Genomic DNA, 22,450 nt, shown 5'->3' on the forward strand with positions numbered 1-22,450 from the left:
GCGGGCGCCCCCGGGCAATCATGCAAAACCCGTCAACCGGCGGGAATTATTGGCTTTCTTGCTCGCCAGCCGAGGAAGCATTTTCCGTCGGCGACGCCGCGGATTCGGCGTCGTCAGCGGCGTCCTGCTGGCTGTCCGCGGGGGGCGTCGCGGGGGCCTCGGGGAGGGCCTTCGCGCGCTCCAGGCCGGCGCTGTCGTTGAGCTGCGTGTACAGGGCGATGGCCTTGTCACGCTGCTGCAGCTCCTCCGCGAGCTGCGCGGCGCGGGGCAGGTGCTCCCCACCGAGCTTCTCGTAGAGGGGCAGCGCCTTGTCCTTGCGGCCCGCCTGCGTCCACGTCTCCGCGGCGGCGGTGATGTCACCCAGCAGCTCCAGCCACCGGGCGCGGCCGGCGGGCTTCTGCTCCTGTTCGGCGCGGGCCAGCTCGCGCTTCGCGAGCTCCTTGGCCTCGTCCTCCAGGGTGAGCCGCTGCATGAAGTGGAACGCCTTCGGAGGAGGCAGGGGGCTCAGCACCTCCACCGCCTCGCGCCGCTGGCCCACGGCCACCAGCAGGGTCGCCGCGCCCAGACGGTCGCCGCGATCCACCAGGGCCTTCACCTCCAGGCCCCGGATGCGGTTGGCGCTGACCAGGTCCCGGGCGCGCTCGTACGCCTTGCGCGCCAGGGTCAGCTTGTTCGCGCGCTCGTACGCGAGGCCCGCCTGGTCGAACTGCCGCGCGCGCTCGTAGAGGCGGGCGACGTTCTCGAAGTCGGCCTTGGCGACGTAGTGCTCCATGAGCAGCTCGTACGCGCCGGCCTTCTCCAGCGTGGGGCCGATCTGCTCCGGGGGCAGCGTGCCCACGAGGCGGCGGACCGCGTCGTTGTCCTGGCCGGACAGCGCCGTGCGCAGCGCGCTCTTCAGGTCACCGCCCGCCTCGAACAGCCGGGTGGCATCCGCGAAGCCGTTATTGCGCTCGTGCAGGCGCGCCGCGTCGCGCGTGCGGCCCATGCCTTCCAGCTGGGTCGCCTGCTCCTTCCAGTCGCCCGTCAGCTCCGGCATCGGCGCGCGCTCGGGGCGCTCACCGCGCGGAGGACGCTCGCCACGCTCGGGGCGCTCGCCCCGGGCAGGACGCTCGCGCCGCTCACCGGCCGCGCCGCGCTCCGGACGCTCACCGCGAGGAGGACGCTCCCCGCGCTCACCCCGGTCCCGGCGCTCGCCGCGCTCCGGACGGTCACCGCGCGGAGGACGCTCGGCGCGCTCCTCACGGGCCGCGGCCGCGGGCTCCGGCGTCGGCTCACGGCCGCTGAGCGCGAAGGCCGCCTGGGAACGGTCCGCGTCGCCCGCGGCGCGCCAGACACGACCCACCAGCGACATCACGTCCACCCAGCCGTCGAACTTCTCCTTCGCGGGGTCCACGGCCGGCTTCGCGGGGGCGGCCTCGGCGGGCGCGCTCCCTTCAGCCGGCGCGGCACCCTCGGCCGGAGCAGCAGCCTCGGAGGCCGGAGCCTCCTCGGGCGCGGCTTCGGTGGTGGCGCCTGCTTCCGGCGCCGCGGCTTCCGCGCCCGCTTCCGGCAGGGCCGGCTTGGACTGGCGCTGCACGCGCAGGAGCGTGGTGATGAGGCGGCCACGCGTGTTGAGGTCCAGGTCCTCCAGCGACTTGAGGTTCATGGTCCGCAGCGAGCGGACGATGGCCTCCAGCGGACCCTTCTCCGCCCCGAAGTCGTTCTTGGAGAGCGCCTTCTCCAGGACGCTCAGCTCGGCGATGACGCGCTGGCCGGGCCCCACCGGGCCGGCGTCGCGATCACGGCCACGGCCTTCACCCCGGCCGCGCCCTTCACCCCGGCCACCGCCAGGACCGCCACGACCGCCGAAGCCTCCCGGTCCGTCACGACGGGGCCCCTGGCCCGGCGCGCCCCCGTTCGGACCGCGTCCACCCGGACGCGATCCACCGCTTCCATTCTCCTGAGCCACGTGAATCTCCCGCTAGAACGCGTAGCGAATGTTGGGCGCCACCGCGAACCCGAAGGCGCCCTTGGAGGCGAGGTAGTTCCCCACGACCTCCAGCCCCACCGAGAAGTGGCGCAGCCGCGTGTAGTACTCCACTCCGGGCCCGGCAAACACAAGAATGTCGGAATCAGGGAGGAGCTTCTTGGGAGAGAACATCGCGTAGCCCACGCCGGCACGGGCGTAGATCCAGGTGCGCTTGACCTCCTGGCTGTCGGCGAAGCCCACCAGACGGGCGCGCAGGACGGCGCCGGGCACCAGCATGGTGAAGTCACCGGACGCGGCGCCCTGCGAGTAGCCGACGTATTCCGCGCCCGCGCGGTTGGCGGAGCCCATGAAGAAAACGCCCAGGGACAGGCGCTCGCCCAGGTCCACGCCCAGCTCCACCTGGGCCATCTGGCCCGAGGAGAAGGGCCGCGGGCCGGTGTCCGCGGGCGGGTTGGCGATCCACGACGGCCCGCCATACACGCCGAAGTACACACCGCGCTCGACCTCGTTGAAGGTCACCGCGGGCCGGTCCTGCATCGCGGAACCGGCGCTGGGGGTGTCCTGGGCGCCCGCCATCGCGGGAAGGAGGAGCGCGGCGCTCAGGGCAAGAGGAGCAAGGACTTTCTGCATGGAGGGCAGCCTGGTGGGGGGCAGTCCTCCCGCGGGGGCGGGAGGTTGAAGTGAAGAAGCGGGCAGCCCTGTGTCCAGGACCGCCCGCGCGAATGACAGATGTGTTGATTCTACGTCAGTCACCGGCCTGCTTGAAGATGAACGGGTAGGTGACGATCACGGAGCCTCCACCCTTGGGCTCCGGGAACTTCCAGGTGCGCACGCGGCCGGCCACGCAGGTCTCCAGGTCCGAGTTGCCCGCCGTGGACTGCGCGACGTTGGACGTGGCCACCGAGCCGTTGGCGCTGATGATGAACTTCACGGAGACCTTGCCGCCCAGCTTGGGGAAGCGGTTGAGCAGGCTCTCGTAGCAGTAGCGGATCTGCCCGCGGTTGCGCTGGATGACCTGGCGGATGAGCTCCTTGTCCAGCGAGCCCATCACTTCCGGATCCGACGAGGTGATGCCCACGTCCACGCTCTGCTTGCCGCCGAGCGTGCCCACGCCGGTGCCGTAGCTGCCGCTGCCGCCGCCACGGCCCTTGGTGCCGATGCCGCCGATGCCGATGCTGTCACCGGTGCCACCGCCACCACCGCCGCTGCCGCGCAGGCCCATGCCGCCGAAGCCGCCCGCGTCTCCCGCCTTGGCGCCGAACATGTTGCCCATGGCGCTCTTGAGCTCGCCGCCCAGGCCCGACTTGCCGAAGATGGTGGAGATGCCGCCCTTGCCACCGCCGAAGATCTTCGCGGTGAGGGCGCGCGCCTCGTCCTTCTTGTTCGGGTCGCCCTTGGGCGCGGCGCGGTTGTTGGTCTTGGGCGCGTCCTTCTTGCCCATCTGACCTTCGTCGTTGCGCTGCTTCTGGGCCATCTCGCCCGACTTCTTCTCCTTCTGCTGGTTCAGCTTCTCCAGGAACTTGTTCTTCTGGGTCTCCGGAGCCTTGATGATCAGCTTCGCGATGCGCGCGTCGTTGCCCGCGAGCTCATCCGCGTACTCGTCCCCTTCCCCACTCTGGTTCATGGAGTGGATGACAAACGCGGTGCCGATGAAGAACATCACCAGGAAGATGTTGAGCGCCGTGTAGTCGATGTTCTCGCCCATCGGCACGACGACGCGCTTGGGCACCGGCTGGAACTGCGCCTCCAGCGTGAGGCCGCCCAGGTCCACCCAGACGAAGTCGTCCGCTTCCAGCGTGAGGCCGTAGGCGTCACCGTCCTGGGAGGCCTTGCCGGACTCCATCACCGCTTCCAGGTCCAGCGTCTCGCCCTTGCGGGTGAGCTCGCCCTTCATCTTGCGCGCGAAGCGCAGGGTGAAGGACTGACCGTCGGTGCGCAGCACCTCGAAGGTGGGGGCGCCCAGCTTGGCGTCGCCCATCACGAAGTCCACGCCCTTGGCGCTGCCCACCGTGAAGGCCTTCTTCGCGCCGGGGGGCACGAAGAACTCGCCCACGCGCTGGTCACCCCAGAGCAGGCGCAGCGACACGCCCTGCGGCCCGTTGGACTTGGTCTTGCGCACGGTGCGCACGCGCGGCGCGGCTTCCTGCTCCTCGTGCGCGTCCTCGTCCGCCACGGGGGCCTTGGGAGCCCGCGCTGGCGCCACGGCGTTCTTCTGCGTGGGCGCGACGGAGGCGTCCAGTGCGACGGGAGCCGGCGTCGGGGCGGGCGCGGGCGTCGCTGCCACCGGAGCGGCGACAGGCGCGGCCACGGCCTGCGCGATGGCGGCGGCGGGGGCCACCGGCGCAACGGTCGGGTTCTTGTCCGTGGGCGCGTCCGCCTGGGCGACGGCGGCGGCCAGGTTCACCGCGGCGACAGCAGCCGGGTTCTCCAGGCGGATGGTGGTGCCACCCACGCGGACCTCGTCACCGAAGGAGACCTGCCCCTTGTTGACGCGCTTGCCGTTGACGTAGGTGCCTTCGACGCTGCCCATGTCGATGATGGACATGGAGCCGTCGGCGGCGACTTCGATGACGGAGTGGATACGGCTGACCTTGTCGTCCTCCAGGCACAGGTGCGCGGAGGAGAGACGACCAATCTTGATGATGTCGCGCTCGTAGTCCTTGGAGGCGACCAACGTGTCGCCCTTGAAGACCTTGAGTGTCAGGGGTACGGCCATGGAGGGCTCCCGGTAGGCTTTGGCGCTCTTGGACAACGGTGCCGGCGGAAGGTTCCCGCCGCCGGTTCAATCCGTGGTGGGGGGATTACAGCTCGCCCACGGACTGCATCACCTTGTCCTCGAAGTCTTCGCGGATGCGGATGAGGTTGGAGTGCTTCACGGTCTTGCGCGCCTCGACGTACTCGCCGTCCGGCTTCGTGAGATCACCCTCGATGGTGTCGTCCTCGAAGTCGACGCTGGTCGTCTTCTGCATCCTGGCGCCGCCACCCTCACTCTTGCCGCCTTCGTCCTGGGCGAAGGCCGGGGCCACCGACAACGTCATGCACAGCATCAGCCACTTCCGCATCCTGCCTCCACGTGGGGCCTTCCCAAGGCCCACTGGTGTTTCCGCATGGTGGGCCCCCGCCCTGGAAAGCGAGGGGCTCACAAGGTTCGCATCTTCCCGAGCCGCGCCGCCAGCGTGAAGCCACTGGCGGGCGTCTCCCACATCACAGCAGGTCGTCCGTCGGCTCGTCGGAGTCCACCGGGGCTGCATTCTTCTGGGCAGGGGCCGTCTGCGTGCCACCCGCCGGGGTGGCGGCCGGCTGCTGCGCGCCCGTGCCGGAGGCCGGCGTGGCCTGCGGGGCGGTGCCGGTGCCGGACGCGGGCGTCGCTCCACCCGGAGGCGTCTGGCCCTTCTGCTTCGCCTCTTCCGCCTTCATCGCGGCCTGCTGCTGGGCCTGGAGCGCCTCCAGCTGCTTGGCCTGGGCCTCCGCGGCCGACGCCTCGCGCTTGGCCTGCACGATGCTCTCCGCCTCGCGCATGAGGCTGAAGACAGGCGCTTCGGCATTGAGCGCGACCTCGCCGCCGGCGAGCGCGACGTACTTCTTGTAGAGCTCCACCGCGCGCTCGGGGGCGTCCTTCACCTTGTGCAGGATGATGCCGCGGTTGAGGTACGTGGCGCCCAGGTCGGGGTTGAGCTTCTCCGCCTCGTCGTACTCCTGCATGGCCTTGTCGTACTGGCCCTGGCCCTTGAGCGCGATGCCCAGGTCCACGTGCGCGGCGGCGTTCTTGCCGTCCGACTGCAGGATGCGGCGCAGGTGCTCCTCCGCGCCGGGGAAGTCCTCCGCGTTGAGCGCCAGCTGGGCCAGCTCCACGTGCGCCGGCACGTAGTCCGCCTTCGCCTCCAGGGCGCTCTTGAACTGCAGGCGCGCGCCCTCGGTGTCGCCCTCCTTCAGGAGGATGAGGCCCACGGCCTGGTGCAGCTCCGGATCCGTGCCGTCCAGCTTCACCGCGCGCAGCGCGACGAGCTTCGCCATGGCCAGCTGCTTGCGATCCAGGTAGCTGCGGATCATGACCTTGAGGGCGTTGGTGTTCATCGGGTCGCGCATGAGCGCGGCGCGAGACAGCTCCATCGCCTTGTCGTGGTCGTTGTTCTGCCGGTAGATCTCCGCGAGCCGCGCGCGCGAGCCCGCGTCGTCCGGGTAGCGCGTGAGCACGTCCTGGTAGAGCGCCACGGCGCCGGCCACGTCGCCGCCGTTCTGCTTCATGATGGCCAGGTTGTCGGACGCCTGACGCAGGGACGGCTTCTTGGTGAGCGCGGACGCGTAGCGGGCCTTGGCCTCGTCGGGCTTACCCATGCGCTCGGCGATGACGCCCAGGTTGTACTCGGCCTCCGCCAGGTTCTGGTCCGCCTCCAGGGCGGCCTTGAACTTGCGCTCCAGCGACGGGTAGTCGAAGGCCTTGGCCTTCTTCTGCGCGTCGAAGGACTTCGTCGCGTCATCGAACAGCAGCATGGCGCGGTTGGAGATGGAGACCGGGCCCGTGGCGACCACGGGCTTGGCGACGGGCGCCGGGGTGTTGGTCTGCGTGGTGGAGCAGCCGACAGCGGTCAGCGCCAGCGTGGCCAGCAGGAGGGGGCGGAACGGGTGCATGCGGCGATTCATTAGAGGAAGTCCTCCGGCTCCTGATCATCAACAGTCTTCTTGGGGGCGCCGTCCTTGGACGCGGCGGCGGGCTTGGCGACCTCGGACTCGGTCTGCTGGCGAAGGGCGTTCGTCAGCGCGGACAGGTCCTCGTTGAGCGCCTCGCTCTTGGCCTGCTTCTCCGGTTCCACCTTGGTGACCGGGGGCGGGATGTCCTGCACGGCGGCCAGGAGGTCGCCGCCCAGCACCAGCTCCTTGTTCTTCAGCGCGAGCTTCTCCTCCAGCACCTCCGGGTAGCGGTCCGGGGCGTAGGTGGTGCGGAGGATCTTCAGGCTCGCCGCGGCGCAGTCGTTGAACACGCCCAGCTCGCGGCTCTTGGCCACCGCACCGGAGAAGGCCTCCGTGGCCTTGTCCTTGAGCGGCTGCGCCTGGTTGCTGAACTCGTCGCGCAGGGCCTGCTGCGACTCCTCGTCCAGGCCTCGCGGCATGGGCGCGTTCACGACGAGCTCCGCCATGTGGTCATACGCGAGGCCAATGCGCTGCAGCGCGCAGATGGCCGGCTCCGGGGCGCCCAGGGCCACGGTCTGCACGTACTTCTTCTGGACGACTTCCAGCGCGCGGCCCTTGTCGGCCAGCGAGCCCTTGAAGCGCTCCGGCGACGGCGGCACGCCCCAGTACAGCTTCAGGCGCTTGAACTCGTTCCAGTCCGGCTCGATGGCCAGCAGGTTCGCCTGCGCGGCGGCGGCCAGCGCGGGCTTCTCCAGCGCGGTCTGCTGACGGCGGGGCAGCTGATCGAAGTACTCGAAGATGCGCTTGTTCATGCGGCGCACGTCGTTCGTCTTCTTCATCTTCGCGTAGATGTCGGTGATGCGGCCCTCGGCCATGAGGAACTTGCTCTGGGAGCGCATGTTGTCGCGCTCGTACTCCTCCAGGAGCTTGATGGCCTTCATGTACGCGCCCTGCTTCACGTGCAGGTCCACGACGGACAGGAAGGCGGCCTCCGTGTCCTTCGACTTGGGCCACAGCTCGATGTAGTGCTCGCGGTTCTTGAGCGCGGCCTTCAGCTGGCCCAGGCCCTCGCGGTAGGTGGCCGCGTTGAACAGGGCGATCTGCGCCTTGGACTCGTCCCACTTCTGCACCACCGCGGGCTTCGCGGGGCCGTCGTCGTTGGAGGCCTGCTTGCCCTTGCCCTTGGCCTTGCTCTTCGCCTTGGCCTTCGCCGCCGGCGAGCCGCCCTTCTCGTTCAGGTTGCGCTCGTAGCCGCGCACGTAGAGTTCGTAGGTGCCCGCGGCCTCCTCGAAGTCACCGATGGCCTCCAGCGCCTCCGCGTTCGCGTAGATGGAGTCCGGCACGTACTTGGACCGGGGGTACTCCGCGAACAGGCGCTTGCGGACCTCGATGGCCTTATCCAGGCTCTTCGCCTTGTAGTAGTCGACGGACGCGTTGTAGAGCGCCAGGTCCGCGATCTCCGTCTGCGGGAAGTCGTGGACGAAGTTCAGGTACGCCTCGGCCGCCTTGGAGAACTCCTTCTTCTCCTCCAGCTGGCTGACCAGCTTGAACGACGACTGCTCGATCAGCTTCGCCAGGTCGTCGCGGAACTTGCCGGTGGCCAGCTTGTCGTTGGAGTAGAAGCGGCGGGCCCACTCGTTGACCTTCGCGAAGTCGCCCAGCAGGTTGTACGAGTCGAGGATGAGGTTGGCGGCGATTTCAGCCGCGCGCTGCCCGTCCTCGAACTTGTACTCGGGGTAGCCGAGCGCGATCTCGCTGAAGCGCAGCACGGCTTCGTCGAAGTGGTTGTGGCGGTAGTAGATGTTCGCCGCCTTGAAGGCGATCTCCACGCGCTTGTCGCCCTTGGGGACGTACTTGAGGTAGCGCTCGCACGCGTCGAGCAGCGACTTCTTCAGCGTGGGGATGGCGATCTTCTTCTGGATGTCCGTGCCGGCGGACTCGGACTTGGCCTCGCCGCGCGCTTCAGCGGCCTTGACCACTTCGTCGTAGGCGAGCACGGCGTTGTAGGAGGCGTTGGTCAGCCACTTGCCCGGCTTGCCCGGCTTGGGCTTGCCCTTGTCGTCCTTGGCCTCCAGCACCTTGGCGTCCTGGAGGACGACCAGCGTGTAGTTGGCGGCGGCCTTGTCGAAGTTCTGGAGGCTGTCGTTGAGGAGCTCCGCCCAGAAGAAGCGCAGGTCATACGCCTTGGGGTTCTCCGGGAAGAGCGTGAGGTAGTCGCTGTACACGGCGTCCGCGTACTTGAAGGTCTCCTCGCTGCGCGTCTTCCTGCCCTCGTTGTGCCAGGTGACGGCGAGGTTGGAGAGCGTGCGCTCGGACAGCTCCTTCGCCTCCGCGAGCGCCTTCTTGTCCTTGTCGTCCTTGATGACGCCGGAGGACTCGACGTCCTTCATGATCTTCACGAGCCGGCGCACCTGGGCCACGGTGCGCTCCTTGTTGCCCATGCGCAGGATGCAGTCGACGATCTTGCCCTGGAAGCCAGGAGCCTCCGGCGACAGCGGCTTCTCCTTGATCAGCGAGTTGTAGGTGATGGCCGCTTCGCGGTCCTTGCCGTCGCCGTAGTACAGGTTCGCGAGCTGCTTCATCATCGCGAAGCGGTCTTCCGGATTGGTGGCGACCTTGCCGAAGTCCGCGCGCGCCTGCGTGACGTCACCCTCGCGGGCGAAGGCGCGCACGTAGTCCGCGCGCGCTTCACGCACCAGCGAGCCCTTCGCCTTGGACTTGCCGTCCTTCTCCACGGCGGCGGCGCCCGCCAGCTCACCGTAGAGGACCACGGTCTTGTACTTGTCCTTCGCGGACTCGTACTCGCCCATGTTGAAGTAGCACCAGCCCTGCTTGTAGAGGGCGAAGGCGTAGACCTGGTTCTCCGGGAACTCGGCGGCCTTCTTGTACGCGGCGAGCGCCTTCTCCAGCTCCGGGCGCTTGCCCTTGGAGTTGTTGAAGTAGTACTCGCCGAAGGCGAAGTACGCGTCCGGGATGTACTTGGACTGCGGGTACTTCTCAATCAGGCGCTTGAACGCGACGAGCGCCTTCTTGTCCTGGCCGTCCTCCATCAGGTACTGGCCGAGGAAGAAGAGCACCTCGTCCGTGCGCTCGAACTTCGGGTACTCCTGGACGATCTTCGTGTACTGCTCGACGGCGTACTTGCCGTTCTCCTTCACCTTCGCCATCAACTCCGCCTTCTCCGCCTTGGCCTTCTGCTGGGCCGCGGCGTCGTTGCGGTTCATGGCGACGATGAGCTCGTCGTCCTTCCGGTTGGCTTCGAAGAAGAAGAACTTCGACTCCTCCCAGTAGAGCTCACCCAGGCGGAACAGCAGGCTGGGCGCCTCCTTCTGATCAGGAGACAGCGAGATGATCTTCCTCAGCGATTCGATCTGTTCGCGGCGCTTGGAAGCGACCTGCACTTCCACGCCCAGGCGGAACTGATCATATTGAAGCGCGGGAGCGGCCTGCTGGGCTTCCTTCGGGCGCGTGATGTCGCCTGCGAGGGACTTGTCCACGATGGTGGTGGACTTCTTGCCCAGGTCAGCGTCGCGCAGTGCTTTCTTCTCCTGGGCCGAAGCCATGGAAGTCAGGAGAACGAGGCAAACGAGTAGCGAGCGGCGCATGGTCTTCCTAGGAGCGGGGAACCGGCGTCCACGGATGCCTGCTTGCTTGGCAAGTGTCCGGGAATCTTCGGGAATTTCCATGAGGGGACTCGTACTATGCGCGGTTTGCGCAAGGCGGGTCAACTCAGACGACGGGACGTCCGGTCCGTTGGATAGCAAGCGGGAAAACTTCAATTTCGCTGTGCGCCAACGCCGCTCCAGACAGCGACAGGAAGGTTGCACGGAAGGCCCCAACAGGTATGGGAAGCTGGCGGCTGTTCGTCTGGCCGTCCTGCCTGGGGTGGTTGTCGGATCATGAGTCTTCTGCCGGAGAGCGCCAGCTTCGAGGAGCTGGTGCAGGACTACTTCCTCGCGGTGCGCGGCGCGGGCCTGATGTTGTCCGCGCTGGACACCGAGCTCGTCATCGCGTGGGCGCGGGAGGGAGTGCCCTTCGAGGTCGTGGCGCGTGGCATCTCGCGTTCGGCGGAGAAGGCGCTGTGGGACGCGCGACCCGGAGAGCCGGTGCTGCGTTCGCTGCGCGCGTGCCGGCGCCAGGTGGAGACGGAGATCCGCAAGTACCGCGACCTGTCCGCGGGCCAGGGAGAAGAGGCCCCTCCGGCCTCCTCGAAGAAGCGCCCTGCCCGTTCGTGGGAAGAGGTGCGGCACGCGCGGTTGTGCGCGGCGCTGCGGGCGCTGACGGAGCGCGAAGCCGCGATGGCGCCGCGGGTGCACCGGCTGCTGGACACGGTGCTCGCGTGCGTGCCGCGCGAGCCCGCGGCCATGGATCAACAGGAGGCGTGGGCGCTGCTGGTGCTGCTGCGCGCCCTGCCCTTCGCGGAGCGACGCACGGTGTGGCGAGATGCGCGCACCGGTGAACAACAGCTGATGACGGCCCGCGCGCGGCGTGTGTCCCGGCGCTTCCGGCTCCAGGCGGCCGTCAGACGGCGGCTGGACATGAAGGAAACCTGAAGGGTTGTCCCCCTTCCGCACGCCTGAACGAAGGTTCAGCAGGCTGACGGCCAGGGGGGACGGTGTTATGGCTGGGCGCGATGGCTGCCAAGGCGAACGGCGAGGCGTGTGGGCAGTGCGGCGGGCGGACGTACCTCATCGAGCGGCGCGGAGAGCTCGCGACCGCGCGGGTGTGTCCGTGCTCGGCGGACTGCCCGATGTGCGGTGGACGCGGGCACAGGCTGGTGCAGAAGGAAGGCACCTTCAGCGCCAAGGTGGGCCCCCGGACGTATGACGTCCTGGAGCCGTGCGTGTGCACGCTCCGGCGCACGCGCGTGGCGCTCTACAACGACGTGCAGATGCCGGGCGTCATGGCGCACGCGTCGTTCGACAACTACCGGCCCTTCAACGAGTCGCAGGACCGCGGCCGCGGCGTGGCGATGCACTTCGCCAATCAGTACGTGAAGGGCGCCACCAACAAGGGCTTCGTGCTGAGCGGGCCGGTGGGCACGGGCAAGACGCACCTCCTCGCCGCGACGCTCGGACACCTGGTGCTGGAGCTGGGCGTGAAGTCCCGCTACGTCGAAATCTCCCTCCTCTACGCGACCATCCGGCGCGGCTTCCAGGACGGCAAGAGCGGCGGGGAGATCATCGGGCCCCTGTCGGAGGTGGAGGTGCTCGCCATCGACGAGTTGGGCAAGGGGCGCGGCAGTCCCTTCGAGATGGAGACGCTCGATGAGCTGATCGCCCGGCGCTACAACGCGGGGCGCACGACGCTCTTCGCCACGAACTACTCGCTGGAGCCGGAGCGCAAGGGCGCGCGGAGCAGCGCGCCTTCGGGCTACCGCACCACGGACGACGCCCGCTCCGCCATGAAGGACGCGGAGCTTCTTCGCGAGCGCGTGGGTGAGCGCATCTACAGCCGCCTCTGCGAGATGTGCACCTTCGTGGAGCTGCCGCGCGACACCCCGGACAGGCGGCGCACGCGGCAGGAGATGGACGCGCCGCCGCCCATGGGTGGCATGCGCAACCCGGGCCGGTGATCAGCGCTGGATGGCGCGCACCAGCGAGTTGCCCGCGTCCGCCACATAGAGGGTGCCATCCGGCCCCACCGCGAGCCCGGCGGGCAGCACCAGCTGGGCCTCCCTGCCCGTGCCGTCGTCCGCGCCATAGCGGCCACTGCCCGCGAGCGTGGTCAGCTTCTCCGGCTCGCCGGACGCGTTGAAGGTCAGCCGGCGCACGCGGTAGTTGCCGGGGTCGGAGATGGCGAGCGAGCCGTCCGGCAGCAGCGCCAGGCCCAGGTACGGCAGCATCTGGCCCTCCTTCGGATCCCCGTCGCGGAAGCCGGGCGTGGAGCCCGCCACCACGGTGGTGACACCGTCGCGCACGCGCACCACGCGCGCCATGCCGCTCTCCACGACGTAGGTGGTGCCGTCCACCGTCTGGACCACCGCGGAGGGACGGTAGAGCCAGTCGCCCTGGAGCGTCGTCACCGGGTTGCCGGGCGTCACCATGTCGATGCGGCGGATGACGCTGTTGTTCAAGTCCGCCACGAGCAGCGCCGTGCCGTCCGGCGTGAACGACAGGCCCGCGGGCTGGTTGAAGGCCGCCGACAGCGCGGGGCCATCCTGATAGCCCCACGTGGTGCCCGCGAACACCTCCGCCTTGCCCTCCGGGGAGATGCGACGGATGACCGCGTTCTCGGTGTCGGACACGTAGAGGTTGCCCAGCGCGTCCGAGGCGATGCCCATGGGACCGTTGAGGCCGGTGAGCACCGTGCGGATCTTCCCGTCCGGAGACACGCGCTTCACCGTGTTGCCCAGCGAGTCCGCCGCCGCCCAGCCGCCATCCGGCAGCACGGCGACGGCGAGCGGCGCACCCAGTTCGTCAGGCCCCACCTTCGCGCCCGCGTGGCAGCGCTTGCCGGGCTGTCCCGCCACCGTCGTCACGGAGGCGGCGAACGGCCCCATGGGCGTTGGCGCCGCCGGGGGCTGGAACTTCACCAGGTCGCCCGGCAGCTTCCGGCCCAGCGCCTTGTAGAGCACGTTGGCCACGATGCGGCCCGCGCGCGGATCCGCCACGCGGTCCGCCACCCCGGCCAGCTTGTGCACGAAGTCGATGCCGCCCGAGGAGAAGACGTACGCGTCCCCCTGCTTGCGCACCACCATGTGCGCGAAGCCGAAGCCGCCCTGGAGCGACAGCGAGGGGGACTCCGCGAGCACCTCCACGCCGGCGGGCTGGCGGCCATTGGACACCAGCTGATCCACCTCGTAGCCGTTCGCCATCCACAGCGTGTCACCGGCCTTGAAGCCCGTGCCGTTGAAGACCCAGTGCTCCGGGTTGGTGATGACGGTCGGGAAGGGCCACTGGTGCCAGCGCGCGGCGAACTGCACGCCCAGCAGCGCGTTCTCCGGACGGGGCGCGGGCAGGTCGCGGAACTTCACCGTCCTGCGCTGGTCCTTGTACGGATCCTGGGGCGCGCCCTTGTAGCAGGTGACAACGCGGCGCGGTCGGCCGTCCGCGGAGGGCTCCATCCGCACCTGCCAGTACGCGTTGTTCGCGCCCAGGTTGATGATGGACCGCCCCTCCGACAGCGCGCGGTCCGCATGGTCGCGCTGCTTGGACGACCAGTACTCGTCGTGGCCGGACATCAGGAACACCTTCGCGCCACGCAGGAAGTCGTAGCTTTCGTCCATGTCCTCGTCGGTGAAGTAGCCCACGTCCAGGTCCTGCGACTCCAGCCACGTCACCAGGCTCAGGTCGTCCAGCATCAGGTGCCCGGAGCCCTGGCCCCGGTAGTAGGGCCGGTCGTAGGAGGACTGGAAGGCGCGCGAGACGCCGTGCGCCTTCATCACGCCCTTCTGATCATCGTAGAGGCTGGTGCCGCCCCAGGTGTTGTACGCCGCCCAGTTCGAGGTGGGCATGAGCACCGCGACCTCCGCGCGCGGGTTGGCGTCCCGCACGAAGAAGGGCACGTAGCGCGACGGCCGATCGTCTCTCACGAGCTTCACCACGTACACGCCGCGCACCCAGTCCTCGCCGATGGGGATCTCCAGCGTGGGGGACCAGGAGCAGGCGATGATGCCCGTCGTCGGATCCGCCGGACAGTCCGCCTGCCGCGTGCCCTGCACCGGGCCGCCGCGCGCGACCTCGCGGGCACCCACGCCGCCGTAGTAGCCCAGGCGGTAGACGAACCAGCTGAACTTGCGCTCCTCGGACAGGGACACCGCCACGCGCAGCGACTCGCCCTGCGTCAGGGTGGCCTTGAGGGGGTAGCCTTCAATCTCACGGCTGTTGGCGTTCTTGTCGATGCGCCAGCCGTTGGTGCCCTTCCTCTGGTTCTCCTTGTGGACGGCGTCCGGGTCGCGCTCGGGCAGCGCGCTGCCACCGTCGGGCAGCGTGCCCGCGTCCGGCTCCTCTTCCGGCGTGCCCGCGTCATATTCGGGAACGACGATGCCGCCGTCCGGACCGATGACGCCCGCGTCGTCGTTGCTCAGCGGCGGATCATCATGGCGGTCGCCAGGGGGAGGCGTGCCGGGTGCCGGACCGGAGTCCTTGCACCCCGAGGCCCCGGTCACCAGGAGCGCCAGCACCACCCCCAGTCCCATCCAGCGACGCCCTTGAGCCATGCCCGACCCTCCAAGGTATTCAGAGGAGGAGGGTAGGCATCGACTTCTCAGAGGGAAGCGCCCTGCCCCCATTGGGAAAGGAAGTTCGACAGAGGATGTCGACTCGTCCCCAGGGACAGCCCGCAAGTCCTCGGATCAATGGAGGTTGCGGGGGCTCGGAGCGTGTCAGCTACCGAGCAGTTCGCGGTGCAACCGGGCCGTGAGGGTCTTCAGATGCGTCTTGTCCACCAGGAGGGTCACCTGAAGTGGCGAGGTGCTCACCGCATGAACCCGGGCGGACAGGGCTTCCGCGGCGGAGAGGGCCTTGCGCAGCGGCACCCAGTCCGCGTTGAGGCCCACGCCCACACAGGTGACCGTGCCCCAGCCGTCCTGCCAGTCCACGCCCGCGCCAAAGCGCGTGGCCAGCTCGCGCTGGAGCGCCTCCGGACCGTGGATGTCCGCGAGCGGCACCGCGAGGTACGTGCGCCCCGGCGCGCCCGGCAGTCCGTCATGGGCGAGCGTGCGGCCTCGGACGGCGCGCGCGTCCAGGAACTCCAGCAGCTCCTGGAGTGGCACGCTGGCGTGGGCGACGAGCACGGCCATCTCCGCGTCCGCCGTCACGCCCTTCACGCGGCTGTCGGTGGGCACGGCGAGCTCCTGCACGCTGGTGCCGGTGCCCTGTCCATGCGCGGTGCGCGCGAGGATGGTGATGCCGCGCGCCTTCGCCCACTCCACGGCCTGCGCGTTGAGCACCTTGGCGCCGGCGCTCGCCAGCTCCTGCATCTCGTCGTAGCTCAGCGACTCCAGCTTGCGCGCGTCCGGCACCACGCGTGGATCCGCGCTGAAGACGCCGTCCACGTCGGAGTAGATTTCACACGCTTCCGCGTCCAGCGCCGCCGCCAGCGCGACAGCGGTCGTATCGGAGCCGCCGCGCCCCAGCGTCGTCACCTCCTTCTTGTAGGAGACGCCCTGGTAGCCCGCGACGATGACGACCTTGCCGTGCGCCAGCTCGTCCTGGATGCGGTAGGGCCGCACCTCCACGATGCGCGCCTGGGCGTGCGCGTCGTTGGTGATGATGCCGCTCTGGCTGCCGGTGAAGCTGATGGCCGGCACGCCCTGCTCCTGGAGCGCCATGGACAGGAGCGCCATGGAGATGCGCTCGCCGCAGGTGAGGAGCATGTCCAGTTCGCGCCGGGGCGGGTCCTGGGACACGCTCTTGGCCAGCGACAGCAGGTCATCCGTGGTGTCGCCCATGGCGCTCACGACCACGACCACCTGATAGCCCGCGTCCCGCTTCTGCTTCACGCGCCGCGCGACCTTGCCGAGCTTCTCCGCGTCAGCGACCGATGAGCCGCCGTACTTCTGCACCACGATTGGCATCCACGCCTCGCTTCCAGGGCAGTGTAGAGTTCGCCCCCGCGCATGCCAATCACCGAGAAGCCCATCATCGAGGTGCGCAACCTCACCCGGCGCTACCGCGATCGCGTGGCCATCGAGGACCTGTCCTTCACGGTCGGTGAGGGCGAGCTCTTGGGCTTCCTCGGCCCCAACGGCGCGGGCAAGTCCACCACGATGAAGATCCTCACCGGCTTCCTGCCCCCCTCCGAGGGCAGCGCGAAGGTGGCGGGCTTCGACGTGTCCACGCACCCCATGGAGGTCAAACGGCGCATCGGCTACCTGCCGGAGACACCGCCGCTGTACCCGGAGCTGACGGTGCACGGTTACCTGGCGTTCGTCGCGGCGCTCAAGCAGGTGCCCGGCCGCGCGGTGAAGGCGGAGGTGGCGCGGGTGGCGGGGCTCACGGGCGTGGACGACGTGATGGGCCGCGTGCTCCAGAACCTGTCCAAGGGCTACCAGCAGCGCGTGGGCATCGCGCAGGCGCTCATCGGTTCGCCGCCGGTGCTCATCCTGGACGAGCCCACCGAAGGCCTGGACCCCGCGCAGCGCGCGGACCTGCGCGCGTTGATCCGGAGCCTCAAGGGCCGGCACACGGTGCTGTTGTCCACGCACATCCTCCCGGAGGTCACGGTGACGTGCGAGAAGGTGCTCATCCTCCACCAGGGCCGCGTGGTGGCCCATGACGCCATCGACCAGTTGGCGAAGGCCCATGGCCAGGCCGAGCACGCGTCGTTGGAAGAAGTCTTCATCAAGCTGACCGCCGCCTGAACAGGACCCTCAAGCGCATGCGCACCGCCCTGGCCATTGCCCGCAAGGAGCTGGCCGTCGCCTTCACCACCCCGTGGGCCTACGCCGTGTTCACGGCGATGGCGGCGCTCTCGTCGTTCTTCTTCGTCAGCCTGCTGGAGCAGTTCCAGCAGGTGCAGGCCCTGGCGCGCGAGCACGGCTGGAGCAAGCTGCCGCCGGACTCCATCGTCTACCGCAACCTCACGGACGGCGTGGTGGTGCAGCTGTGGGGCGTGGTGTTGATCCTCACGCTCTTCGTCGCGCCCTTCCTGTCCATGCGGCTGTTCGCGGAGGAGAAGCGCCAGAAGACGTTCGCGCTGCTGCTCACGACGCCGGTGCGGCCCGTGGACATCGTGCTGGGCAAGTACCTGGGCGGCCTGGGCCTCATCTTCGTCACGCTGGGGCTGACGCTGGTGTTCCCGGTGCTGCTGTCGGTGGTGGGCACGGGCCCGTCAGGCTCCGCGCTGGAGTGGCCCACGGTGCTGCTGGGCTACGGCGCGGTGCTGCTGTGGGGCGCGACGTGCATGGCGGTGGGGCTGTTCATCTCCGCGCTGACGGAGAGCCAGATGATGGCCGCGTTCCTCACCTTCACCGTGCTGCTGCCGTGGATGCTCCTGCGCAGCGTGGCCCAGTCCACCGCGGAGCCGCTGCGCTCGTTCCTGTCCTATCTGTCCTTCGACACGCAGTTGCACGGGATGATCCAGGGCGTCCTGGAGGTGCAGGCGCTGGTGTTCTTCGCGTCCGTCATCCTGTTCTCACTGCTGCTCACCCACCGCGCGGTGGAAGCGCAGCGCTACGCATGAACATGAGAGCGACCCACGTCACCCGGGTGCTGGGGGCCTTTGGCCTGCTGCTGCTCGCGTCCAGCCCCTTCACGCTGTTCCTCACCTCCGGCAGCGTGGCGCTCGCCGCGGGCAAGGCGGTGCTGGGCGCGGCGATGCTCGCGGCCTACGTCGTCACGCACCGGCAGGAGCTGGGGCGCTCGGGCACCCGCCGCACGGGGCGGTTCCTCGCGTCCTCCGTGCTCACCACGCTGGTGGTGCTGGGCGTGCTGGTGGCGCTCAACGTGCTCGCGTTCCGCAAGAACCGGCGCTGGGATTTGACGCAGGAGCGCATCTTCTCGCTCGCGCCGCAGACGGTGCAGACGCTGGCGGGGTTGAAGGAGAAGGCCCACGCGCTGGCGCTCATCCCGCCCACGCATCCGTCCTATGGCGAGCTGGAGGAGCTGTTCCGGCGCTACCACGAGGCGGCACCGGAGGCCTTCGACTACGTCCTCGTGGATCCGCGCCGCGAGCCGACCCTGGCCGCGAAGTACCAGCTCAAGGACGGGCAGACGCTGGTCATCGTCTCCCGCGGCGAGGGCGACGCCGCGCCCCACACCACCCTCCCCGTCCCCGCCGAACAGGAGCTGACCAACGCCCTGCTCCAGCTGAGCGCGACGGGCGCGCAGAAGGTCTACGTCCTTGAAGGACACGGCGAGTGGTCGCTGGAGGCCTCCGGTGAAGGGCTGACGGAGCTGCGGCGCCAGCTGCTGCGCGAGGGCTACCGCCCCGAACCGCTCAACCTCCTGGGCCGGAAGGAGGTGCCTCGCGACGCGGGCCTGTTGATCATCGCTGGCGCGAAGCAGGCGTACACGGCACCGGAGGTCGCGGCGCTGCGCACCTACCTGGGTGAAGGCGGCCGGCTGCTCTACTTCACCGACGCGAACACGGAGGACGGGCTGGGCCTGTTCCTCGCGGACTACGGCGTGCAGGTGGACGAAGGCGTGGCGGCGGACCCGCAGTTCAACTCGGGCAACCCGTTCGTCCTCGTGTCGAACTTCTACGGCAAGCACCCCATCACGCGTCCGTTGCAGGAGCGCGGCTTCAACATCCAGCTGCCCACGCCGCGCAGCTTCACGCTCGTCCGCGAGGGCTTCCTGCTGCCCGGCGTGACGGTGGAGCCCGTGCTGCTGAGCTCCCCCTATGCGTGGGTGGAGTCGCGGCCCCTGGAGGACACCACCCCGTCCAGCGGAGAGAAGATGGGACAGCTCACGCTGGTGGCCGCCGCCTCCCGGGACACGCGCGCGGCGGAGCACAAGCGCTACGACGAGGCGCGGCTGGTGGCCGTGGGGGATTCGGAGCTGCTGCTGGATCCGAACTGGGGCTACGAGGCCAACCGCAACCTGGTGATGAACGCCCTGGGCTGGGCGTCCCATCAGGCGGAGAAGGTCACCCTGCGTCCTCCCGACCGTGAGACGTCCACCCTGGAGCTCGGTGAGGACCAGATGCGGACCCTGCGCTTCGTATCCACCGACCTGCTGCCCCTGTCGCTGCTGGGCGTGGGACTCGCGGTCTGGTTGTCGCGGAGGAACCGGTGAGGACTTCCACCATCGTGATGCTGGGGCTCTTGACCGTGGGGTGTTCGCGCGACGCGGAGAAGCCCCCCGCTCCGCCGAAGCTCTTCGCGACGGAGCCCGCCGAGCCAACCCGTGGCGCGGCTCCGGATCCGGCGCCCGTCTTCACGCACCTGACGGTGAAGGCGCGCGGCGCCACCACGGAGCTGGAGCGGACGCCGGAGGGCTGGCGGCTTGTGTCTCCCGTGGAGGCGAAGGCGGATCCATACGCGGTGGAGGCCCTGGTGCAGCAGCTCACCTCGGCGAAGTTCAAGGCCACCGTGAATGCCACGCCGACGGACGCGGACCTGAAGAAGTATGGACTCACGTCTCCGACGTTCACCGTGACGGCGCGAGCCTTCCTGCCGGATGCCCACGGTGAAGGCGCGGAAGATCCATCCCGCCAGCGCACCATGACGCTGGCCGGTGGAGATGAGAACCCGTTCGATGGCTCCGTCTACGTGCGCCGTGAAGGCGACGCGACCGTGTACGCGGCCGACGGGGCCGTGCGGTACTCGCTGGACAAGGGCCCGTTCGAGCTGCGCGCCAAGGAGTTCCTGGGGCCGCTGGACCTCGCGTCGCTCCAGTCCATCGAAGTCAAAGCGAAGGACCACGCGTACGTGCTGACGCGCGAAGCGGACGGCAAGTCGTGGCGGATGGAGAAGCCGGAGCCCACCCGCGCGAACGTCAGCCGGCTGACGGACCTCCTCAAGGCGTTCGAGGCCCATCAGGCCCTGTCCTTCCCGCAGGACACCGCCGCCAACCGGAAGGCACTGGGCCTGGACACGCCCGTCGTGGACGTGCGCTTCGTGCCTGCCTCCGGTGAGCCCATCCGCGTCAGGCTGGCGCAGGTGACCCGCGACGGCGCGACCGTCGTTCATGCACTGCGGGAACAGGGTTCGCGGTCCACGCTGGCGGAGGTAGAAGCCCGCGCGCTGATGACGCTGGACGTGGGTGTGCAGGAGTTGAAGGACCGGCGCGTGCTGTCCTTCCCGCGCGACGACGTGCGGCGCATGGAGTTCCTCCCCGGAGGCAAGGCCACCCCCGTGGTGGTGACGCGCGGCGCGGGCAACAGCGACACATGGCAGGTGGAGGGTCCCGGCGGTGGCCGCGCCCTGCACTTCCGCGTGGTGAAGCTCCTGGGCCGGCTGGAGGCGCTGAAGGCCGCCGCGTTCGGCGAAGCGAAGGTGAAGCGCTGGGAGCGCTACGGCATCAGCGACGCGTCCCGGGGCGTCGTGCTGCGCGACGCGAACGGGCGCGAACTGGCGCGGCTGTGGCTGGGCGACGCCGTGCCAGACACGGAGGACCGGCTCTACGCACGGGGCTCCGGGCCGGACCTGGTGGAGGTGTCCATGGGCGCGGTGGCGGACCTGCCCACGCGCGCCTCGGACCTCCAGGAGGCGCCGCCCGAAGCCTCGGACGGCGGAGCTCCCGCACCCTGAGGCGGCGCTACACCTCCATCAGGGCGAAGCGCTGCTCGGGTGTGAACTTGGTGAGCAGCGGCATGGCGACGTTGAACACCGGGATGCCGCTCTTCGTCTTGCCCTCGAGCGCGCCGTGGTGCGCGTGGCCGTGGAAGACGTAGGCCGCGCCGTAATGGTCGATGGGCATCGACAGACGGCTCGTCCCCAGGAAGGGACGAATCTCGATGTTCTCCCCCTCCAGCGTCTCCGGGATGGGGGCGTAGTGCATGATCACGACCTTCTTGGGCGTGTCCAGGTGGCTGAGCGCGGCCTCCAGCTTGAGCGACTCGGTGACGGCCTCCTGCACGAAGGACTTCGTCTGGCCCTCGCCGAACGCCTGCAACGTCGCGTTGCCGAAGCCGCCTCCGAAGCCCTTCACCCCCGCGACGCCCAGCACCTTCTCGAAGATGAAGTGGTCACCGTCGAGGATGTGCACGCCGACCTTGGAGAGCTCCGTGCAGATGTCCTTCACCTGCCCGTGCTCGTAGTCGTGATTGCCCAGCACCGCGGCGCACGGGACGCGCAAGGCCGAGAGCTCCTCGGCCAGGACCTTGCCCTCTTCAATCATCCCGCGATCCGTCAAATCCCCGCACAAGAGCAGCAGGTCCGCCGAGGCGTTCACCTGTTTGACGAGCTGACGGAAGCGCCCGTGCTGGTCCTCCCGGCAGTGCAGGTCACCGACCGCTGCCAGTCGAATCTTCGAGCTCGGATCTCGCGCCACGGGCTCCCTCCTCGGGTCTGTCCTGTTCGTCCCACGCCCTGCCGTCCCCAAAGCCCCAGTGGTGGATGTCCACGTGATAGTTCACCTTGGACACCAGGTTGCCCCGGCACAGCTTCTCGTCCCAGCTGCCGTCGCGCACCGTCTGGAGCGTGCGGCTCATCAACTCCGTCATCACGTAGTTGGGCACGATGTCGCGCTCGCTGGGATACGCGAAGCGGAACATCATCAGGTGGCTGAGCAGCACCTCCCAGTAGCGGTCGAAGCGCCGGAGGATGCGGTCCCAGTCCATCTCCCGCCCCGCCTTGAGGATGAGGTGGTTGATGTCCGCGCCGTCATAGCGCTCGCGCTCGGTGACGAAGGCCTTGGACCAGATCATCTCCTCGGCCGGCGCGATGAGGCACTCGTAGCCGAAGATGGTGGCCTTCCTGGCGTTGGTGAACCACTCGTCGTCCACCGTCGCCACGCCGTTGCCGGAGGAGAAGATGAAGTCGACGAAGTAGTCGCCCTTGTACGCCTTGTAGAGCCAGACCTCGTCCGGCCGTTCCGTGCGCCAACCATCCTTCTCCAGCACGTCCAGGGCGCGGATGGCGTCCTGCTTGCGCGGGAACAGGTCCAGGTCCTTCGTGTCGCGGTAGATGCCGGTATAGGTGGCGTAGGCATACGCCCCACCCACTACGAACGGCACCCCGGCCTCATGCAGCAGACCGACGGCTCTGGCGCGGGCGTTGATCTCGTCCGGCGCACGCTCCCGCTCGGCCAGCGTGGCGTCCGTACCCATCTCCCCGGGATGGTTCGGGTGTCGTTTTTCCATGGGCGAAAGGTAGGGATGCCCCATTTCAACCGTCAGGCAGGCGGCCGCGGGCGCCCGGAGAGCAGGCAGCCAGACGCCAAGCTCCTGGTTTCACTGTGCTTTTCCACTCCTAGCGAGCGCTTTTTCTATTTTGCGCCCGGCCTGTGTCCATAGGGGCGA

17 protein-coding genes are annotated in these 22,450 nt (G+C 68.9%); 6 read left to right on the forward strand and 11 right to left on the reverse strand.

Annotation, left to right across the window (positions count from 1 at the left end):
* Nucleotides 1-46 precede the first annotated feature (46 nt).
* The 7 genes from D7Y21_RS14200 to D7Y21_RS14225 all read right to left on the reverse strand — a co-directional run bounded on the left by D7Y21_RS14200 (nucleotide 47) and on the right by D7Y21_RS14225 (nucleotide 10,203).
* Nucleotides 47-1,762, reverse strand: a complete 1,716-nt coding sequence (locus tag D7Y21_RS14200) for a DEAD/DEAH box helicase (RefSeq protein ID WP_199735420.1) — start codon at nucleotides 1,760-1,762, stop codon at nucleotides 47-49.
* A complete protein-coding gene (locus tag D7Y21_RS42215) occupies nucleotides 1,729-1,926 on the reverse strand; it encodes a hypothetical protein (protein ID WP_370038597.1) in 198 nt (65 codons plus the stop codon). Before D7Y21_RS42215 ends, D7Y21_RS14200 begins: the two co-directional genes overlap by 34 nt.
* 34 nt (nucleotides 1,927-1,960) lie before the next feature.
* Nucleotides 1,961-2,599 (reverse strand): adventurous gliding motility protein CglE, encoded by a 639-nt coding sequence (cglE, locus tag D7Y21_RS14205; protein WP_120618596.1) that lies wholly within the window; start codon nucleotides 2,597-2,599, stop codon nucleotides 1,961-1,963.
* A 115-nt stretch (nucleotides 2,600-2,714) separates the two neighbouring features.
* Nucleotides 2,715-4,685 carry an adventurous gliding motility protein GltG gene (gene gltG / locus D7Y21_RS14210; protein ID WP_121713788.1) on the reverse strand — a complete coding sequence of 657 codons (1,971 nt, stop codon included), beginning with the start codon at nucleotides 4,683-4,685 and terminating at the stop codon, nucleotides 2,715-2,717.
* An 85-nt stretch (nucleotides 4,686-4,770) separates the two neighbouring features.
* Nucleotides 4,771-5,031, reverse strand: coding sequence for an adventurous gliding motility protein CglF (gene cglF / locus D7Y21_RS14215; protein ID WP_014395388.1), 261 nt, complete (start codon nucleotides 5,029-5,031; stop codon nucleotides 4,771-4,773).
* Between the two features lie 142 nt (nucleotides 5,032-5,173).
* Nucleotides 5,174-6,610, reverse strand: a complete 1,437-nt coding sequence (gltE, locus tag D7Y21_RS14220) for an adventurous gliding motility TPR repeat lipoprotein GltE (protein WP_121713773.1) — start codon at nucleotides 6,608-6,610, stop codon at nucleotides 5,174-5,176.
* Entirely contained in the window at nucleotides 6,610-10,203 is a 3,594-nt protein-coding gene (locus tag D7Y21_RS14225) for a tetratricopeptide repeat protein (RefSeq protein WP_199724375.1), read from the reverse strand. Before D7Y21_RS14225 ends, gltE begins: the two co-directional genes overlap by 1 nt.
* A gap of 294 nt (nucleotides 10,204-10,497) precedes the next feature.
* Between D7Y21_RS14225 and D7Y21_RS14230 the strand changes: the two genes are divergently transcribed.
* Together D7Y21_RS14230 and D7Y21_RS14235 are read left to right on the forward strand one after the other, a co-directional pair.
* Entirely contained in the window at nucleotides 10,498-11,151 is a 654-nt protein-coding gene (locus D7Y21_RS14230) for a hypothetical protein (protein WP_120564135.1), read from the forward strand.
* Between the two features lie 80 nt (nucleotides 11,152-11,231).
* Nucleotides 11,232-12,173, forward strand: a complete 942-nt coding sequence (locus D7Y21_RS14235) for an ATP-binding protein (protein WP_120564134.1) — start codon at nucleotides 11,232-11,234, stop codon at nucleotides 12,171-12,173.
* Here the strand turns inward: D7Y21_RS14235 and D7Y21_RS14240 are convergent, their stop codons facing one another.
* Together D7Y21_RS14240 and D7Y21_RS14245 are read right to left on the reverse strand one after the other, a co-directional pair.
* Nucleotides 12,174-14,759, reverse strand: coding sequence for a N,N-dimethylformamidase beta subunit family domain-containing protein (locus D7Y21_RS14240; RefSeq protein WP_121713775.1), 2,586 nt, complete (start codon nucleotides 14,757-14,759; stop codon nucleotides 12,174-12,176).
* A 165-nt stretch (nucleotides 14,760-14,924) separates the two neighbouring features.
* A complete protein-coding gene (locus D7Y21_RS14245) occupies nucleotides 14,925-16,118 on the reverse strand; it encodes an aspartate kinase (RefSeq protein ID WP_120564132.1) in 1,194 nt (397 codons plus the stop codon).
* 42 nt (nucleotides 16,119-16,160) lie between these two features.
* On the opposite strand from D7Y21_RS14245, the gene D7Y21_RS14250 reads away from it, so the two are divergent.
* The 4 genes from D7Y21_RS14250 to D7Y21_RS14265 are packed head-to-tail and all read left to right on the forward strand — an operon-like array spanning nucleotide 16,161 to nucleotide 20,738.
* On the forward strand, nucleotides 16,161-16,904 hold the full coding sequence (locus D7Y21_RS14250) for an ABC transporter ATP-binding protein (protein ID WP_199724373.1): 744 nt from the start codon (nucleotides 16,161-16,163) through the stop codon (nucleotides 16,902-16,904).
* A 17-nt stretch (nucleotides 16,905-16,921) separates the two neighbouring features.
* Nucleotides 16,922-17,725 carry an ABC transporter permease gene (locus D7Y21_RS14255; protein WP_120564131.1) on the forward strand — a complete coding sequence of 268 codons (804 nt, stop codon included), beginning with the start codon at nucleotides 16,922-16,924 and terminating at the stop codon, nucleotides 17,723-17,725.
* A gap of 2 nt (nucleotides 17,726-17,727) precedes the next feature.
* Nucleotides 17,728-19,281, forward strand: a complete 1,554-nt coding sequence (locus D7Y21_RS14260) for a GldG family protein (protein WP_121713790.1) — start codon at nucleotides 17,728-17,730, stop codon at nucleotides 19,279-19,281.
* Nucleotides 19,278-20,738 carry a DUF4340 domain-containing protein gene (locus tag D7Y21_RS14265; protein WP_121713777.1) on the forward strand — a complete coding sequence of 487 codons (1,461 nt, stop codon included), beginning with the start codon at nucleotides 19,278-19,280 and terminating at the stop codon, nucleotides 20,736-20,738. Before D7Y21_RS14260 ends, D7Y21_RS14265 begins: the two co-directional genes overlap by 4 nt.
* 7 nt (nucleotides 20,739-20,745) lie before the next feature.
* On the opposite strand, the gene D7Y21_RS14270 is transcribed toward D7Y21_RS14265, so the two are convergent.
* Together D7Y21_RS14270 and D7Y21_RS14275 are read right to left on the reverse strand one after the other, a co-directional pair.
* Nucleotides 20,746-21,450, reverse strand: a complete 705-nt coding sequence (locus D7Y21_RS14270; protein WP_120564201.1) for a metallophosphoesterase — start codon at nucleotides 21,448-21,450, stop codon at nucleotides 20,746-20,748.
* Entirely contained in the window at nucleotides 21,434-22,258 is an 825-nt protein-coding gene (locus tag D7Y21_RS14275; RefSeq protein WP_120564129.1) for a nucleotidyltransferase, read from the reverse strand. Before D7Y21_RS14275 ends, D7Y21_RS14270 begins: the two co-directional genes overlap by 17 nt.
* Nucleotides 22,259-22,450: the final 192 nt, after the last annotated feature.

This window comes from Corallococcus sp. AB045 (assembly GCF_003668895.1).
Lineage (GTDB): Bacteria > Myxococcota > Myxococcia > Myxococcales > Myxococcaceae > Corallococcus > Corallococcus coralloides.

What these genes read in the sequence shown, in the direction of transcription:
- cglE (WP_120618596.1), bottom strand. Translation starts at nt 2,599, where the DNA reads ATGCAGAAAGTCCTTGCTCCTCTTGCCCTGAGCGCCGCGCTCCTCCTT.
- gltG (WP_121713788.1), bottom strand. Translation starts at nt 4,685, where the DNA reads ATGGCCGTACCCCTGACACTCAAGGTCTTCAAGGGCGACACGTTGGTC.
- cglF (WP_014395388.1), bottom strand. Translation starts at nt 5,031, where the DNA reads ATGCGGAAGTGGCTGATGCTGTGCATGACGTTGTCGGTGGCCCCGGCC.
- gltE (WP_121713773.1), bottom strand. Translation starts at nt 6,610, where the DNA reads ATGAATCGCCGCATGCACCCGTTCCGCCCCCTCCTGCTGGCCACGCTG.
- D7Y21_RS14225 (WP_199724375.1), bottom strand. Translation starts at nt 10,203, where the DNA reads ATGCGCCGCTCGCTACTCGTTTGCCTCGTTCTCCTGACTTCCATGGCT.
- D7Y21_RS14230 (WP_120564135.1), top strand. Translation starts at nt 10,498, where the DNA reads ATGAGTCTTCTGCCGGAGAGCGCCAGCTTCGAGGAGCTGGTGCAGGAC.
- D7Y21_RS14235 (WP_120564134.1), top strand. Translation starts at nt 11,232, where the DNA reads ATGGCTGCCAAGGCGAACGGCGAGGCGTGTGGGCAGTGCGGCGGGCGG.
- D7Y21_RS14240 (WP_121713775.1), bottom strand. Translation starts at nt 14,759, where the DNA reads ATGGCTCAAGGGCGTCGCTGGATGGGACTGGGGGTGGTGCTGGCGCTC.
- D7Y21_RS14245 (WP_120564132.1), bottom strand. Translation starts at nt 16,118, where the DNA reads ATGCCAATCGTGGTGCAGAAGTACGGCGGCTCATCGGTCGCTGACGCG.
- D7Y21_RS14250 (WP_199724373.1), top strand. Translation starts at nt 16,161, where the DNA reads ATGCCAATCACCGAGAAGCCCATCATCGAGGTGCGCAACCTCACCCGG.
- D7Y21_RS14255 (WP_120564131.1), top strand. Translation starts at nt 16,922, where the DNA reads ATGCGCACCGCCCTGGCCATTGCCCGCAAGGAGCTGGCCGTCGCCTTC.
- D7Y21_RS14260 (WP_121713790.1), top strand. Translation starts at nt 17,728, where the DNA reads ATGAGAGCGACCCACGTCACCCGGGTGCTGGGGGCCTTTGGCCTGCTG.
- D7Y21_RS14275 (WP_120564129.1), bottom strand. Translation starts at nt 22,258, where the DNA reads ATGGGTACGGACGCCACGCTGGCCGAGCGGGAGCGTGCGCCGGACGAG.